Genomic DNA, 15,315 nt, shown 5'->3' on the forward strand with positions numbered 1-15,315 from the left:
CAAGGCGCTGTTCGCAGCGGTTCACGAGGCGGACATTGACCCAAGGCCGCCTTCGACGCTCACCACGTGTAGCGTAGTGTGCCGGTGCCGGCGTAGGTTTGCGAACGGTCGGCGAACTCACCATCGAAGCGCGCGCCGAGCGACCAACCGTTGAGGACACGCAGCTCGGCGCCGGCAGAGGTGAGCGCGGAGTCTTTCACCGGCATTGCGCCGTTGACGACGAAGCTCGGTGCACCGGGGAGCGTCTGGAACACCGGCGCCAACGTCGGATCGCTCACCCGATCGTGCGCCCAGGCGGCGCGTGCCTGCAGCGCCAACGACGCGATGCTCGAAATCGGCAGCCGCCAGTCGAAGCGCGCGCCGAGCTCGCTGCGCGTCGCGCTGGCATCGCGGCCATGGACGTTCAAGCCAAAACCGCGGCCGTTGAGGTCGGTCTCGCTGTAGCCCGGCGCCTGGAAGTGCTGCGCCTGCAAAGCGGCGTAGGGCGTCACGCCGGCGAGCCCGGTGGCGAAGCGATAGCCGACCTCGATGCGGCCGCCAAAACTCTGCGCATCGAAGCTCGCCTGCAAATGATCGCCGGCAAAGGCGGTGAGGCGGTCGGTCGTGATCCAGTGTTCGGCAAAACTTGCCGCGGCGGCGAGATAGGCGGGACCGTGACGCGTCACACCATAGAGGCCGGCCTGGAAGGCGTCGCTGTTGCCACCGCCGAGCCCACCCGCCAGCCCCCAATTGGTGAAGCCGCCGGCAAGCGCAAAGCCCAGCACGGTGTCGGGCGTTGCGCGATAATCGATCCCGGTCGCATAGCCGCCGCTACGCGTGGTGATGTCATGCGAGCCGACGCTCCAGGGATCGCCCTTCGTGCTGCTCGATCCGCCAAAGCCTCCGCCCCACACGCTCCACCGACGGTCGGGCAGCACATCGGCCGGCGCCGTCGGCACCTTGGCATAGGCAAGGGCGATCTCCGGCCGCAGCGCCGACGGTTCGGCGGTCAACGGCAGCGCTCCGCCCGCTCCTGAAAAACCGCCGCCGAAGCCGCCGGTGCGGCCATACGTGAACGGGTCGAGCATCAGCGACAGGAACTGATTGCCCAACTGGAAAGCGCCGAATTGCGCCCCGGTCGCCGCCTCGCCATAGAGCGAATCGAGCGCGGCGGCGAGATTTGTTCCGGTCAGCCAGAACAGATTGGAGAAATTGGCCGGCAACGTCCCGCCATTGTTGAAGTGAGTGTTGACGGCGGTGGCGACATTCTGCTCGTTCCGGCTCAGCGGCGTCCCGAGGCCCAGCACCGCACGCAAGTCGAGATAGACGTTGGTGAGATCGTAGCTGAGGCTGGTGGAGAAACCCGAAGGGGCGCCCGCAGTCGCAAGGCCGCCGAAGCTGGTGCCGCCGAGACCGCCATCGGCGTGCAGGATCGTATACTGCCTCTGAAACGCGCTGCCGCCCCCGAAGCTCGTGAGCACCACGCCGCTGAGGTTGGCCGTGCCGGTGACATTGGTGCGGTCGGCGGCGCTCGGCGACACCTCGATCAGATAGCTGCTGCTTGCCCCGAAGGTGAGGTCGCCGTTCACTGTGATGGTGCCGATCGAATTGCCGGGCGACAGGATGCCGTTGATGATCGTCGTCGGCAGAAACCCGTTGCCCCCGACGAGAGCGCCCGGGTCCACCGTCAGGCCGCTCGACGGCGCGATCGACCCGTTCACGATCAGCGCGCCGCCATCGACGACCGTGGCGCCGGTATAAGTGTTGATGCCGGTGAGCATCAGCGTGCCGGTGCCGGTCTTGGTGAGCGAGCCGCCGGCGCCCGCCATCACGCCCGAATAGATCGTCGACGTGGTGTCGCCGCTGGTCAGCGTGGCCGCGCCGAGCATCACATTGCCGCCGCCCGCCAGCGAACCGATCGTCTGGTTGAAGCCGTCGAGATCGAGCACCGCGCCGCTCGCCACGGTGAATGCACTCGCCGGCGCGAAGGCGTCGGCCGCCCCGGCCTGCAGCGTGCCGGCATTGACGTTGGTCGGCCCGGCATAGGTGCTCGCGCCCGACAGTGTCAGCGTGCCGGCGCCGAGCTTGGTCAGGCCGCCGGTGCCACCGATCGTGCCGGCGAGCGTCGCGGTGTTGCCGTTGCTGTCGAAGCTGCCGCCGCCGGCGTCGAGGGCGATCACGCGGTTCGAGCTGAAGGCGGCCAGGAACTGCAGCGTCCCGCCATCGAAGCTCAACCCGCCAGAAGCAGCGCCGAGGTTGCCGTCGGACGAGACGGCAAGCGTGCCGGCGTTGACGGCCCAGGAGGTGACCGCGGCCGTGGTGCCGGTCAGCGTCCAGGTGCTGCTGCCGATCTTCTGGAAGACACCGAAGCCCTGGTATTGCGCGGCAGGCCCGATCTGCGAGGCGTCGAAACTCGCGCTGCCGCTGCCGCCCAGCGCCAACGTGTCGGCGGCGCTGAAAGCGACCACGTTGCCCATGATCGTGAAGCCCGTTTGCAGCTCGAGCCGGTTGGTGCCGCCGGTGAACTGGATCGCGTTCGCGCGAACGCCGCCACCCGAAAGCCCGCCGGTGACCGAGCCCCCGTCACCGCCGACAATGGTCAGGTTCGTGCCGGTGACACCGATGCCGCCCGCTCCTTGGTCACCGTCGGGTAAGCCAGAGCCGCGTGCGCCCCCCGTGCCGCCGGTAACAGGCCCGAGAATCGTCAGTGTTGCGCCGGTCGCAAGGATGCCCGCTCCGCCCGCGCCTCCATCGCCGCCGGCGCCGCTGCCGCCATTGCCGCCGGGGCCGCCATTGCCGCCCTTCACAGCCGCGCCGATGGTGACGAGCGGCGATGCGCCGGTGAGAGCGAGCCCGATGCCGCCGGTGCCGGCACTGCCGGCGTCGCCGTTGAGTCCGGAACTGGTGGACCCCTGACCCGGGAAGCCGCCGCCACCTCCGTTCCCGCCGGTGACCGCGACGCCGAGCGTGCCGAGCGCACCCTCGCCGGTCACGACCGCACCCCAGCCGCCGGCGCCACCGCCGCCACCGTTGCCGCCCCGGTCCGTTCCAAATGGATCGGGGGTGGCGTCGCTGCCCTGCCCGCCGCCGCCGCCCGATCCACCGGTTGCGCCGACGCCTGGGAGCGAGGTGCCGACGAAGCCATGGGCGCCGCCGCCGCCGCCCGATCCACCGACCAGGGTAAGACCTGATAGTGTCCCGTTCTGCCCGCTCGCCCCGGGCGTCGCACCGCCCGCGCCCCCGAGATTGCCGCCGTTGCCGTTACCCCCAGCGCCGCCTATGGCGCCGGCACCGCCACCGGCACCGCTCGCGCTCGCATTTCCGGCCGCGCCGGTGCCGCCCGTACCGGTCGCGTTGTCGGCCCCGCCCGGCCCGCCGCCGCCCGCGCCGGCGCCCCCGTCGGCACGAGCGGGCGCGGCAGCGAGCAGCGAAGCACCGAGCAGGACGATCACCGCAGTCTGCACGCCGGCAGCCACGCGCCGCAGCACGCGCGCCCGCATCGCTTCGCTGAAGAGCCACGCACGCCGCCACGCCGGCAACCGTGCACAATGGGCGCCGCGCGGCTCACTCTGGACAGCGGAGACCATGTCCATTCCTGTTCGACGAGGATGCGCCAAACGCTGGCGTTCCCGCCTCGCCCCCGACCCCGGCAGCAGATTCAACCCCAGCTTGCTGTCGATGGCCGCAGCCGCAAATACGTAAACCCACAAAGCCAGAATCAATTCCTGCCGGGTGTATCCAGCGGGTAACAATCCATTAACGAATTGCCCGCGGCGCACCGGCGCAGTACGCGCAGCCGAGCGCCGGACACTCATCCATCGAACGGGAGATCGAGGCGGCGGCAGAATTCGGCGCTCTATCGCTCGTACAGGGCGTGTCCGGCGCTTACGAGACAAGGCTTGGCAAAGTCGACGGCGATGGTTGCCGGCGGGCGGTCGCGAGGCTCTGCAGCCGCGGCCCCTCCTGAGTGGAGACGACCGGGCTCGCAGTGTTCTGGAGGCTGCCGGCGACGGCGCGGTCGATCAGGCCCGACGACAGCACCGATCATGCCCGCCGACGGGACCGCCGACCGCGCTCCCGACCGCGCCGAGGACGAGCGAGGCCATTTCTGTGAATCAAATCTTGCGCTCGGTTACGAGCGACACGCTATTCGCAGCCCCCGATGGGACCGCAAGTAACCTGAAGCAACGCTCTGCTGACAAATCGCATCAGCCAGTGCAGGTGGTACAAAGGCTCAAGCCACCATCTGACCTAGAGCGAAGGAGGTAACTTTGAAACTCAAGGCGTTAGGTAGCATCATCGAGTGGTCCGACTGGGATCTGACCGAGAATGATCTCTATTCGGGCATGTTTGATTACTGGGACCACTGGGAGTCCATCGATCCTCGCCTGACCTCACACTATACGGTCCTGTCGGCTGCATCCGACGCTTTTGGTCATGACATAGTCAATCTGGCAACTTTTACCCACGAAATCCTAAACTGGCTGGACCAATCCCGAATTCAGGACGCACGCAGTGTTGTCGCTGTCTCTGCAATGACCGAAGCGTTCATGTACACCGTAAGAACCGCATGTGATGTGATAGCATCCGCGTTAGCTGAATATGCATCGGAAAAGCCGGGGCAAGTTCCCAAGAATGGACTTCGAGATCTATTGAGTTGGTCTCAAAAAAATGAGACTCGACTTAGACCGGCCGTGACAAAAGTTCTGACATCCGATTTTGATTGGTTCTGGAAGCTGCGAAGCTTTAGAGACGCCTTGGCACATCGCGGAGCTAACGCGAACATCGCCTCAGATGGACGCCAGTTTTATTTATGGCTGTATGGGCAGCACGGATGGATTACTCGCGAGCCGCTTCTTCCTTTGATCAATGATCAGCTCCGTAAATTACTTTCATTTGCCGACCAGTCCGCGCATGCGATAAATTTGATTATTGGAATGCCTGCAGATCGGATCAAAAGTCGCGTACTTCATGGCATCCTAATTCCTTCACTGCATGATTTATCTCGAGAAGCTCCGAACTATTCTAATCCTTCTCCGTGACCGTTAAGACTGGTATGGAGCGTCAGATAGAGACCGCCGGCGGTCAGCCTGCCGGTGCCGGAAAGTCGAACGCGAAAGCGATCCGCCGTGCCCAGGCTTCGGGCAACTCGTTCTCCGCGACCGCGTGGCCCGAGTAGGCATGCACGATCGTATGCGGGCCGCTCGCGATCGCGGCGTGCTTCGCCGGACCGCGGTCCCTCATCCGGATCAGGATCAGGCATCCGAGCGGCAGGTCGCCGCCACGCCGGAGCGGCTCGGCGTCGAGCTCCGGCATGTGCCGCCGGGCGGCGTCCCGAAGCGTCTCCTCGCCGGTCTCCTCGGCCCAGTCGTGCGTGTAGGGATGCGGCGCCTCCGGCTCGGTACCGTAGAGCGCGCGCCAGATGCCGCGCACCAGGCCGAGGCAGTCGCACCCTGCCCCGCGCAGCGACGCCTGGTGCCGGTACGGCGTGCCGATCCAGGCCCGCGCCTCGGCGACGATGCGGGCGCGGTCAACCGCGGGACTGTCCGTCATTGCGGTCTCCCGTGTTGGCGTAGGCCGTGATGGCGTCGTTGCCGGGGATGAAGGGGAAGCCGCGAAAATTCGGCACGTTGCCGAAGCGGTCGCGGCAGGTGGCGAGGCTCTTGTCGCACCCGGCCGTCACCGAAAACGTGTCGCCGACCGCGATGTCGAAAGCCATCGACTCCCACAGGTCGAACGCCACCACGGCGCCGGCGGCCGCGTGCGTCTTCACCTCCATGACGGCGCCGGCGTTCGCCCCCGACGACCACGTCACCTTGCCGCCCGTGAACCAGCCGTCCGCATAGCCGGCGAGGCCCGAGGCGGAGAAGGCGTGGTTCGCGCTCGCCCCGGTCACCGTGCCGGTGCCGCGCCAGGTCCCGGACGCGAGGTCGATCCGGCAGCGGCCGTCGCCGAGATCGGCATCGCAGCCCCGCTGATAGAGCCGGCCCCGCTCCTGATTGAGGGCGTGCGAGAGGCCGCGCATCTCGGCCTTGAAGCTGGTGCGGCCGCGCGAGACCTCGCCGATCGAGCCGGCGAACAGGATGTCGCGATCGGCGGGGTTGCTCCAGTCGACCAGCCACAGCATCAGGGCGGCGTTGTCGTAGAGCCCGCCGGCGAGGTCCGCCTCGTTGAGGTGGCTCGACTGCAGAGCGCCGGCGACGTCCATTGTGTCGATGTCGAGCGCGTTGGTCTGATGAAGCGCCGACGCCGTCATGCCGGCGAGCGCCTCGTAGGTGACGCCGCCGAACACGAGGTCGCGGTCGTGATCGGTGAAGCCGAGCTTCGCGCCGTCGGCACGCTGCAACAGCCAGCACCGGCAGAAGGTGGTGACGCCGCTGGCGAGGTTCGCCGCCATGGTCGCGGAAAGATCGCGCATCAGATCCGCACCTCGATGAGGGGAATATCCGGGATCTCGCCGGCCTCGAACTGCGACAGGTTCACCGAGAGGAAGTCGGTGGCGAACCGCACCGGCACGTCGAACTGGAAACCCGCCGTGACGGCGGCACCGGCGCCCGGGACCCGCCCGGGCAGGAACGTCACCACGCCGGTGGTGGTGTCGACGGTGAAGTCGGAGCCCAAAACCTTCTCGGCGCCGCCGACCGCGAGGCGCACCGTGCCGGCGACCGGCTTCTTGACGACCCGGGTCCAGGACTGCGGCCCGGACGCATAGACCTTGACGAGCTGGAACACCGATTGCGCGCCGGTCCCGGTGCCGAGCACCTGGTCGGTCGGCGCATGCGCCTGCAGCGGCGGGCCGCTCTTGTAGTCGGCCCAGTCGCGAAACCGGAACGCCCGCGCCTGTCCGAGCCGCGCCTCGAAGAACGCCAGCACGGCATGAAGATCGTCGTGCGAGCGGATGCCGTAGCCGGCGTTGTACTCGCGCCGCGAGTCCGCCCACAGGACGTTGCGCTCCTCGGCCCCGGAGGCGAGCGTCGCGATCTCGGTGCGCCGACGTGGGCCGCCGGTGACCCCGTAGGAGATGCCGGTCGGGAACTGCACCTCGTCGAAGGCCGGCATGTCAGCTGTACCGCTGCGCCTGCTTCCAGGCCCGCCCGATCGTGCGGGACACCTGCCCGCGCGACTGGTTGAACTTTTGCGGCTCCGGCGCGATCACGGTGACGGGCGCGTGCACCGTGATGGTACGGGACGGCCCTGCCCCGCCCGCTGCGGCGACGCCGAGCCGGCCGTCCGGTCCCCGCCGCAGCGGCATCACGGCCTCCGGCCCGGCCTCGCCGGCGAGCCCCGTGCCGCGCGCCATCGGGAACAGGATCGGCCGGTCGATCACCCCGCCGGCCGCGAAGGGAACGACGCGGCCGTTCTCGAAGGCCGCGCCGCGTGCCGCGCCGAACAGGCTGCCGATGGTCGTCAGGTCGAATCCCCCGCCTCCGCCTCCGAGGACGCCGCTCAACCCCGACATCAGCGGCCGGAGGATGTACATCTTGATCGCCATTTCCTCGACGGCGCGCAGCACGACCTTCGAGGTGTCGACGAAGGCCTCCTTGAAGCTCTTGGTCCCCATCACGACGTCGGCGAGGCCCGACGCGATGTTGCTCTCCAGGAGACTCGACGTCTGCCGCATCACCTCGTTGAACCGCATCTGATCGGCGATCGCGTCGTTCATGTGCGACCGCCACTCGCCGCCGTAGACCTGGCGCAGCCGCGCGGCGATCTGCTGATCCGACGAGGACATGAAGGCCGTGTCGGAGTCGAACTGGATTTCGCTGCGCAGGTTCGCGACCGCCCGCAGCTGGGCGCGCCGGCCGAGCTCGGCGTTGATCTCCTTGATCCGCTCGTACTCCGCCTGATCGAAGGCCGTGCGGGTCCGGGCCGCGTCCTGCTCCAGCTGGTGACGGGCTTGCAGGTTGGCGCGCAGCTCGGTCTGCTGCGCGATCGATCGGTCGACCAGATCGATCTCGAGCTGCGCCGTCTCCAGCGACTGCCGGGCCTCCAGATTCCGCCGCGCCGAAAGCTCCCGCGCCCGTTCCGCCTCGGCCGCCGCCTTGCGCTCCGCCTCGGCTCGCTTCTCGTTCGCCTCGCGCAGGGCGTCGTTCCGCTTCACCCGCTCGGAGATCGCGCCGGCCTCGGCATCGGTCGCCGAGATCTGGGCCTTGCGCAGCTCCTCGTCGATTTTTCGCTCGATCGCCGTCTTGCGCAGCGCCTCCGCCTCTCGGTCGAGCGCCTGGACGACCGCGTCGATGCGGTCCTTCTGGTCGGCGTATTGCTCGCGCAACGGGCCGACGGCCGAATAGACGTCCTGGGCCGGACCGAGCCGGGTCACCGGCACGCTCTCGAACGCATTGCCGAAGACGGCGCCCGGCGTCCGCCCCTGCAGGCGTAGCGCGTATTTCTGAAACTGCCGCTCGGCCTTGATGTCGTCGACGCTGCGCTCGTCGCTCGGCAGGGCCTTGTTCACCCGGTCCATCGCGGACGCGACGCCGTTGAGCACCTCGGCCAGTCGCAGCCCTTGCGCGATCGACTGCCCCCACCACTCGCTGCCGCGCTGCATGGCGTCGGACAGGTTCGTCCAGGCACCCGACAGCGATCCCGACCGCGCCGCGCCGGCGCCGCCGACCTGCTCGGCGACGCGCGCGAGGATCTGGCGCTGCACCTCGGCCGACCGGCCGGTCTCGACCATGTCCTGCCAGACGACCTTCTGGGTGCGGGAGAACCGCAGCCCGGCCGCTTCGAGGGCGCCGAGCCCCTGCACCGGATCGGCGAGCGCCTGGCCCATGGCCTTCGCGGCGGTCGTGACGTCGCCGAAGCCGGATGCGCTGAGGTCGTTCGCCGCCCGCAGCGCCGCGTCGAAGGTGGCGCCGGCGATGGTACGGAACGCGAGCAGCGCCTGCGCCGCCTGCCGGCTCTCGGCGATGTTGCCGATCGAGTCGGCGAGCCGCAGCACGTCGGCCGTCGTCTTGCCCGCGGCGCCGCCCGTCATGGCGATGACGTTGTTGAGCACGACGGTCTGGTCTTCGAGCTTTCGATAGGCGGCGACCGCTTCGCCTGCGGTCCGGGTGACGATCCCGATGGCGGCGGCCGTTGCGACGAAGCCGGCGATGCCGCCGGCCAGGCCGGCCGCCGGTCCGAGCAGGCCCGACTCCGCGATCGTCGAGCGCGCCGTCGCGGTCGCGGCGCGCCGCGCGATCTGCAGGTCGGTCAGCATCTTTTCCTGCCGGCCCTGCTCGGCCAGCATCTGATTGTACTGCTGATAGACCCTGGCGTTGTCGGCATAACGCGATCGCAGACCGGTCAACGCCTGCTGTGCGGCCGTGACGCGCTGCGCGATCGACGACACGGCGGCATCGGTCGGTGCCGCCGCGCGTTCGAGCGTCACCGACGACGTCGCGGCCTCGCGCATCGCGCTGCCGACGTCGCGGATCCGGCGCGCCGCAGTCTCGGCGCCCGGCGTGGTGTGCACGACGGTGAGGCGCTTGATGACGTCGTCGATCGGCATGGAACGCTCTCAGCGGAACGTCACGACGATGGTGGGGAACAGGAGCTGATACCGCGAGCCGGAGCGCGGCGCCGTCCGGCCGTCCTCGACGTCGGTGTAGTCGAACCGGATGATCCCATCGGCGCCGGCATGGCCCTGGGCCGCCGCCGCGACGCGCTCGTAGATGTGCGGCGGCCCCTGCCGCACGAACGGCTGTCCCTTCCGTCGCCCGGTCCGGGCGGTGCCGACCTCGAGGCGTCGGGCATAGGGCACGCCGGCGACGAACGCATAGACCTTGCCGTCCGGGATCGCCGCACCGGCGTCGATCTCCTCGGCGCTGGCGACGCGTCTGCCATCGACGTAGAGGGTGTGGCCGCCACGATAGTCGCCGGTCACGACCGGGCTCTGGGCGATCAGCTCGGCGGCGATCCAGCGCAACAGGTCGGCCCGCTCGGGATCGACGTCGTCGCCGCCCCGCGCCGCGCCGCGGACGCGCCGGTAGAGGCTGACGACGCGCCAGATGGTCCGGGCATCCTCGATGCCGCGGAACCAGCGGGTCCGGCCGGTGATCCAGCGCTCGACGAGATAGGTTCCGAGGTCGGCGAGCTCCGGCGAGGACAGGATGACATCGACGAGCTTGCCGACGTCCTGAACGTCGTAATAGGTCTTCCGAGCCGCCAGCAAGCCCTCGATCGCGCGTCGCAGCAGCCGCTTGCGGGTCCAGGCGAACACTCACTCGACGACGATCGTCTGCAGCCGGCGGACGGCCTCGCGCCGGCGCTCGCTGCGCGTCCTCGCGCGCGGGATATAGGCCGCGACCTGGTGCTCGGGGAAGATCTCGCCGCGCCCCTCGTGGACGGTCCGGCCATCGACCATGACCTTGTAGGGCACCCAATCGCCGACGACGTCGTGGTTCGTCCGGTTCGCCTTGGCGAACTCGGATCCCGCGAATTTTCCGAGCGCCTCGGCGAGCAGCGCGTCCGCCGCGACCAGGCTCTCGATGTCCGCGTCTTCGAGCGGATCGATGTCGGACCGGATGCCCATGGACCGCCCTCCGTCAGCCCTTCGACCGATCCATCACCTCGGCTCGGACAGCGCCGAGCCGCACCAGCGCCACGGCCTCGCGGGGGTCCAGGGTCACGCCGGTCAGGCGCGACCAGGCGTCGAGGCTCTGCCAGGTGACGGTGGCCGGACCGAAGCCGCCGGCGTCGAGGCCCTCGGCGATCTCGGAGAACAGCGACCACAGGTGTCGCAGTGGTTGCGGGAACGGTGGGCCTGCGAGCTCGACCGCGAGCGCACGCTGCCTCTCCTCCGTGCGGGCCCGCCTCAGCAAGCCTTCGAGGTGCTCCCGCTCGGTCGCGCCGGAGGCGTCGGCGCGCGCCAGCTCGAACTGGTGCCTCGCCCAGGCGATCAGCTCGCCGGTGAGGCCGGCATAAAATTTCGCTCGTCGACCACGTGCGACCAGGCCTGACGGCGCAGCCAGGCGAGCTCCGGCGCGGCGAACAGCGCGCGGGCCGAGGCCGGCCCGTCGAACGCATAGTCGATCGGCTCGCGGGTGACCGGATCGACCAGGTGCCAGCCGGTGGTCAGCACCGCGAGCGTCTCGACCTGGTCGTCGATCGGATCCGGACCGGCGGCGGTCTTCTCGCCGCGCGCGAGGCGATCGATCTCGGCCGCGGTCCGATCCTTGAACAGCTGCCGCCCGGGGCCGGAGTCCTGCGAGAGCAGATCGACATGCGCCTGCCGCCCGGCCGCATCGACGATCGGCTGCCCGGTCGCCGGATGCCGGATGGTCATGCGGCACGGAATCGTGACGTTGGCGGCGAGGCCGCCCCAGTTTTTGATCATGATGCGCTCCTGTTGAGAGATCGAAGCCCGTCGATCGAAACCGCCCGGTGCGGAGCCCATGGTGGGGATGGTCATCGAGAACCGCGGCCGAGGACGACCGAATTCGCCGATCGAAGTCTCGTCGCAGCCGTCCCGCTCCGCGCTCCGTCACCGAGCCCGCGAACCGCTTCCGCGGTCGTCGCGACCGCTGGCGAGGGTGGCGATCCGCTCGTCGGCACGGCGGAGGCGGCGGCACAGCTCGCGATTGATGTTCTGCAACACGATCACATAGGCCGAGAGATCCGATTTGTAGCAGGTGTAGAGGCTCGCGGCGGTCAGCTCGTACAGCACGGTCGGTTCTTCGGCGGCGACCGTCGCCGATCGATTCTGCATCTCGATCAGCGTCATCTCGCCGAAGAAATCACCGGGACCGAGCCGGGCCACGGGAATCGCCTCCCCCGTCTCCCCGATCTTCGAGACCGTGAGCGTTCCGGCGGCGACGACGAACAGCGAACGGCCGGGCTCGCCTTCTCTCACGACCGCGGTGCCGCGGTCGGCGCGCCGCTCGATCAGCATCGCGATCAGGCGGTCGAGACCGGTCTCGGAAAGGCCCCCGAAGAACGGGGTCGCGAGCAGGAACGCCTTGAGGTCGGGCGAGCTGTCAGCCATCCGTGATCACCTCCGGGGCGGCCGGGAGCGGCCGAACCATCGGCCGTTGCAGGCGGCGCCCGACGGACGCGTCCCGCGGAACCGACCGAAGACTACCTCGAACGGTCCGGTCTTTGCGGCGCCTCGGGCGGGAGCCTCATACCGGATTGCTCACCTGCAGCTTCACCATGGTGTGATCCCAGGCGCCGCCCCGGGTATCGACGCCGACCAGGTCGGCCGGCACCTGGATGGTCTGGGTCCGCGCGCCGCCCTCGCGCGACAGGGCCGACTTCTGCACCTCGCCGAGGGTGAAGTTCGGGACGAGCAGCGACAGAAAGCCTTTCGGTTCGGCCGTCTCGTCGACCGCGAGGACGTGCAGCGCGTATGGCGTCTCCGCGTCGAAATCGAGCAGGTATTGAAGATCCTTGCGCAACGCCGTGAGGCTCATGGTGACGGCGAGCTGGCCGGGGAAGACGTCGGGCGAGAGCTTCGAGGCGATCACGTCGGTGACGCCGGGCGCGGTGTCGAGGGTGATCTCGAACGCCGTGAGGTCGACCACGTCGGTGGTGCCGACCCGGACGGTGGCGTCGGCGACCGCCATCGGCGCGCCGCCCGGGCGGACCGGGTCGGTGAAATGCGGCGCGGCGCCGCCGGTCAGCGCCCGGAAGGCGCCGGTGCCGGTCCAGGACGGGGCGAAGACCAGCTGGCCGTTCGGCTGCATCTGGATCTGGACCGAGCCCCAGAGACAGTCCTCGAACACCTCGGAGCCGTCGATGTCGCGCTCGTGCTCCTCGATCGTGAACCAGCGCTTGAGCGGCTCCGGCGGATTGATCAGCACCCGGCCGGGACGGACGATCGCGCAGGCGGTGTCCGGGGTTGCGTTCGCCACCAGGGTCTCGGCCGTGGTGATCTTGCTCGCCGACAGGGCGGCGATGCGGAGGTTGCGGCCGTTGTTCGCCGGCGTCGCATGATCGACGAGCCGGACCACCTCACCGGCGCGCAGCCCGAGCCCGATCGGCGATCCGCTCGCCAGCACGATCCCGTCCGCCTCGGTCGTGAGCGAGGTGAAGTCACCCTGGTCGAGGGTGAGATCGGCGGCGCTCCAGGTGCCGCGCATCACCGCCTCGAGCACCGGATCGGCGAGGCCGAGCGACCATTCGCAGGCGTAGGAGCCGCTGGTGCGCTTGCCGCCGTGGCGGCCGCGGGTGCGCATCCCGTCCGGCCGCACCTCGTTCGAGGGCGACGTCGCCTTGGTCAGCCGTCCGCCCGGCCCGCCGGTGGTGCGCAGGAGCGTCGCGCCGGCGGCGGAGGCGGCGGCGCCGAACGCCGACTGCGCCTTGAAGGCCACCCAGGCGTTCGATTGCGACTGGTAGGACATCGGACTCTCCTCGGACGTGGATCGGAATTTTGCGCCGGGACGCGGAGCGACCCGCGACGTCGTTCGGGTGACGCGGCGGCGGCCCCGGACGGCGCTGCGCGCATTCCGGTGACGGCGGCGGCTATTCGGCGACGGTCGGGGCTTCGGCGCGGGTGCGGTAGGAGACGCGGAACAGGAGCCGGATCTCGCCGTCGTGGCGGTGGCCCTCGGCCGTGACGAGGATGCGGGTGGCGGCGAGCACGAGGTCGCTCGCGAGCCCGCCGAGCCGCGGCGACGATCCGGCGACCCGCGCCTCGATCTCGGCCGCGATGGTGTCGAGCAGATCCTCGGCGGCCTGGGCAGACGCCACCGACACCCGACCTTCGACTGCGACCAGGAGGGTGCGGGCGAGCAGCGGATTCCGGCCGATGGTCGCACGCTCGGCGGACTCGTCGGTGGCGTAGACCAGGAGGCACGGCTCGTGGCCGGAGCCGAGCGGCCGCACGCGACCGGAATGGACCCGCGGACCGGTGGTCGGCAGGCCGGTCACCAAAGCGACGAAGGCTTCGCGGATCTGCCGGCGGACGTGATCAGACATGGAGCCCGGTTCCGCACCGGTCAGAGCCGCAACCCGCGACTATAGCTCTTTCCGGTTGGTTTAACTTGGTTATACGTTATTACGTACGTAAATCATCGATTGAGGTAATTTATTCCCAATTAACCCATTCGGGGGAGAACTCTCGGAATGCGAAAATTGGTAGGAGAACACCATGCTTCGGAATTTACGGCTCACCATCGGTGTCAAAATCTTCGCCCTGGTCGGCCTCGGATTTCTGGGGCTCGTCGGCAGCGCCGCACTGGGTGTCCGGGAGCTGGCCTCCGGCCTGACGGATCAGAAACGCATCGAACTCCAGCACCTCGCGGAACTCGCACTGTCGATCGCCAGGGACGAGCACGCGGCCGCCGAACGGGGCGCTGTGCCGGCCGATGATGCGAAGGCGACCGCGCTCCGACGCATCGCGGCGCTGCGCTACGACGGCAACGAATATTTCTTCGTGACCGACCTGCAGGCGCGCATTCTCGCGCACGGCGTCTCGGCCAACCTCGTCGGCAAGGACATGTCGGACTCGCGCGACCCGAACGGGAAGCGCCTCGTCGGGGAGATCGTCGACGCCGTCCGCAAGAACGGCAGCGGCTTCGTCGATTACGTTTGGGCCAAGCCGGGCGTCGCCGAGCCGCAGCCCAAGCTCAGCTACGCGATCGGCTTCTCGCCATGGGGCTGGGCGATCGTCACCGGCGTCTACATCGACGATCTCGATCGCCAGATCGCGAGTGCGACCCGGGAATTGCTCCTCGTCGGCTTCGTCGTCCTCTTGGTCACGCTCGCCGTGTCGGCCGTCGTCGCCCGGCGGATCACCAAGCCGCTGCAGAACATGACGGCCACCATGAAGGAACTCTCTTCCGGGAAGCTCGACGTCGAGGTCCCCGGGATCGGCCGGCGCGACGAGATCGGCGACATGGCCGGTGCCGTTGCCGTCTTCAAGGCGAGCGCCATCGAGAACAAGCGGCTGGAAGCCGAGCAGAAAGATGCCGAGGCGCGAGCGGCAGCACAGCGTCGCGCGGATATGCACCGCTTGGCCGACCAGTTCGAGGCCGCGGTCGGCGGCATCATCGCCACCGTCTCGTCCTCGGCGAACGAGCTGGAAGCGACCGCCACGACACTGACCCGCACGGCGGACATGACACAGGGCCTGTCCTCCACGGTCAGCTCGGCCTCCGAGGAAGCGTCGACGAACGTGCAGGCCGTGGCGGCGGCGACCAACGAAATGACGTCGTCGATCGGCGAGATCAGCCGGCAGGTACAGACCTCGAGCCGCATATCGGATAACGCGGTCCGGCAGGCGGAGAAGACGGATGCGCGGGTCGGCGAGCTGTCGCAGGCCGCGAACCGGATCGGCGACGTCGTGAAGCTGATCACGGCGATCGCCGAGCAGACCAACCTCCTGGCGCTCAACGCGACGATCGAGGCGGC

14 protein-coding genes are annotated in these 15,315 nt (G+C 68.9%); 2 read left to right on the forward strand and 12 right to left on the reverse strand.

The window, feature by feature from the left end; genetic code table 11:
* Nucleotides 1-59: 59 nt before the first annotated feature.
* Nucleotides 60-3,572 (reverse strand): autotransporter domain-containing protein, encoded by a 3,513-nt coding sequence (locus ABTU92_RS00955; RefSeq protein ID WP_408086749.1) that lies wholly within the window; start codon nt 3,570-3,572, stop codon nt 60-62.
* A gap of 678 nt (nt 3,573-4,250) precedes the next feature.
* Between ABTU92_RS00955 and ABTU92_RS00960 the strand changes: the two genes are divergently transcribed.
* Entirely contained in the window at nt 4,251-5,021 is a 771-nt protein-coding gene (locus tag ABTU92_RS00960; RefSeq protein ID WP_408086751.1) for a hypothetical protein, read from the forward strand.
* A 43-nt stretch (nt 5,022-5,064) separates the two neighbouring features.
* On the opposite strand, the gene ABTU92_RS00965 is transcribed toward ABTU92_RS00960, so the two are convergent.
* From ABTU92_RS00965 to ABTU92_RS01015, 11 genes are all read right to left on the reverse strand, one after another.
* Nucleotides 5,065-5,532, reverse strand: a complete 468-nt coding sequence (locus ABTU92_RS00965; RefSeq protein ID WP_408086753.1) for a peptidase P60 — start codon at nt 5,530-5,532, stop codon at nt 5,065-5,067.
* A complete protein-coding gene (locus ABTU92_RS00970) occupies nt 5,510-6,397 on the reverse strand; it encodes a DUF2163 domain-containing protein (RefSeq protein ID WP_408086755.1) in 888 nt (295 codons plus the stop codon). Before ABTU92_RS00970 ends, ABTU92_RS00965 begins: the two co-directional genes overlap by 23 nt.
* Complete coding sequence (locus ABTU92_RS00975; protein ID WP_408086757.1) at nt 6,397-7,038, reverse strand: TIGR02217 family protein; 642 nt, start codon at nt 7,036-7,038, stop codon at nt 6,397-6,399. The genes ABTU92_RS00970 and ABTU92_RS00975 overlap by 1 nt, the downstream gene beginning before the upstream one ends.
* A 1-nt stretch (nt 7,039) precedes the next feature.
* Complete coding sequence (locus ABTU92_RS00980) at nt 7,040-9,472, reverse strand: hypothetical protein (RefSeq protein ID WP_408086758.1); 2,433 nt, start codon at nt 9,470-9,472, stop codon at nt 7,040-7,042.
* A gap of 9 nt (nt 9,473-9,481) precedes the next feature.
* Complete coding sequence (locus ABTU92_RS00985; RefSeq protein ID WP_408086760.1) at nt 9,482-10,183, reverse strand: hypothetical protein; 702 nt, start codon at nt 10,181-10,183, stop codon at nt 9,482-9,484.
* Nucleotides 10,184-10,495, reverse strand: a complete 312-nt coding sequence (locus tag ABTU92_RS00990; RefSeq protein WP_408086762.1) for a hypothetical protein — start codon at nt 10,493-10,495, stop codon at nt 10,184-10,186.
* Nucleotides 10,496-10,508: 13 nt separating this feature from the next.
* Entirely contained in the window at nt 10,509-10,784 is a 276-nt protein-coding gene (locus tag ABTU92_RS00995; RefSeq protein WP_408086764.1) for a hypothetical protein, read from the reverse strand.
* A gap of 77 nt (nt 10,785-10,861) precedes the next feature.
* The gene (locus ABTU92_RS01000) at nt 10,862-11,299 is read right to left on the reverse strand and encodes a hypothetical protein (RefSeq protein WP_408086766.1); all 438 of its coding nucleotides are present in this window, start codon (nt 11,297-11,299) and stop codon (nt 10,862-10,864) included.
* 147 nt (nt 11,300-11,446) lie between these two features.
* Nucleotides 11,447-11,947, reverse strand: a complete 501-nt coding sequence (locus tag ABTU92_RS01005) for a Crp/Fnr family transcriptional regulator (protein WP_408086768.1) — start codon at nt 11,945-11,947, stop codon at nt 11,447-11,449.
* A 136-nt stretch (nt 11,948-12,083) separates the two neighbouring features.
* The gene (locus tag ABTU92_RS01010; RefSeq protein WP_408086770.1) at nt 12,084-13,304 is read right to left on the reverse strand and encodes a phage tail tube protein; all 1,221 of its coding nucleotides are present in this window, start codon (nt 13,302-13,304) and stop codon (nt 12,084-12,086) included.
* A gap of 121 nt (nt 13,305-13,425) precedes the next feature.
* Nucleotides 13,426-13,881 carry a hypothetical protein gene (locus ABTU92_RS01015; RefSeq protein ID WP_408086772.1) on the reverse strand — a complete coding sequence of 152 codons (456 nt, stop codon included), beginning with the start codon at nt 13,879-13,881 and terminating at the stop codon, nt 13,426-13,428.
* 172 nt (nt 13,882-14,053) lie between these two features.
* Between ABTU92_RS01015 and ABTU92_RS01020 the strand changes: the two genes are divergently transcribed.
* A partial coding sequence (locus ABTU92_RS01020) for a cache domain-containing protein (protein ID WP_408086774.1) occupies nt 14,054-15,315 on the forward strand: 1,262 nt, incomplete at its 3' end.

This window comes from Rhodoplanes sp. SY1, from assembly GCF_046000175.1.
GTDB lineage: Bacteria > Pseudomonadota > Alphaproteobacteria > Rhizobiales > Xanthobacteraceae > Rhodoplanes.

What these genes read in the sequence shown, in the direction of transcription:
- ABTU92_RS00955 (WP_408086749.1), bottom strand. Translation starts at nt 3,572, where the DNA reads ATGGACATGGTCTCCGCTGTCCAGAGTGAGCCGCGCGGCGCCCATTGT.
- ABTU92_RS00965 (WP_408086753.1), bottom strand. Translation starts at nt 5,532, where the DNA reads ATGACGGACAGTCCCGCGGTTGACCGCGCCCGCATCGTCGCCGAGGCG.
- ABTU92_RS00970 (WP_408086755.1), bottom strand. Translation starts at nt 6,397, where the DNA reads ATGCGCGATCTTTCCGCGACCATGGCGGCGAACCTCGCCAGCGGCGTC.
- ABTU92_RS00975 (WP_408086757.1), bottom strand. Translation starts at nt 7,038, where the DNA reads ATGCCGGCCTTCGACGAGGTGCAGTTCCCGACCGGCATCTCCTACGGG.
- ABTU92_RS00980 (WP_408086758.1), bottom strand. Translation starts at nt 9,472, where the DNA reads ATGCCGATCGACGACGTCATCAAGCGCCTCACCGTCGTGCACACCACG.
- ABTU92_RS00990 (WP_408086762.1), bottom strand. Translation starts at nt 10,495, where the DNA reads ATGGGCATCCGGTCCGACATCGATCCGCTCGAAGACGCGGACATCGAG.
- ABTU92_RS01000 (WP_408086766.1), bottom strand. Translation starts at nt 11,299, where the DNA reads ATGATCAAAAACTGGGGCGGCCTCGCCGCCAACGTCACGATTCCGTGC.
- ABTU92_RS01005 (WP_408086768.1), bottom strand. Translation starts at nt 11,947, where the DNA reads ATGGCTGACAGCTCGCCCGACCTCAAGGCGTTCCTGCTCGCGACCCCG.
- ABTU92_RS01010 (WP_408086770.1), bottom strand. Translation starts at nt 13,304, where the DNA reads ATGTCCTACCAGTCGCAATCGAACGCCTGGGTGGCCTTCAAGGCGCAG.
- ABTU92_RS01015 (WP_408086772.1), bottom strand. Translation starts at nt 13,881, where the DNA reads ATGTCTGATCACGTCCGCCGGCAGATCCGCGAAGCCTTCGTCGCTTTG.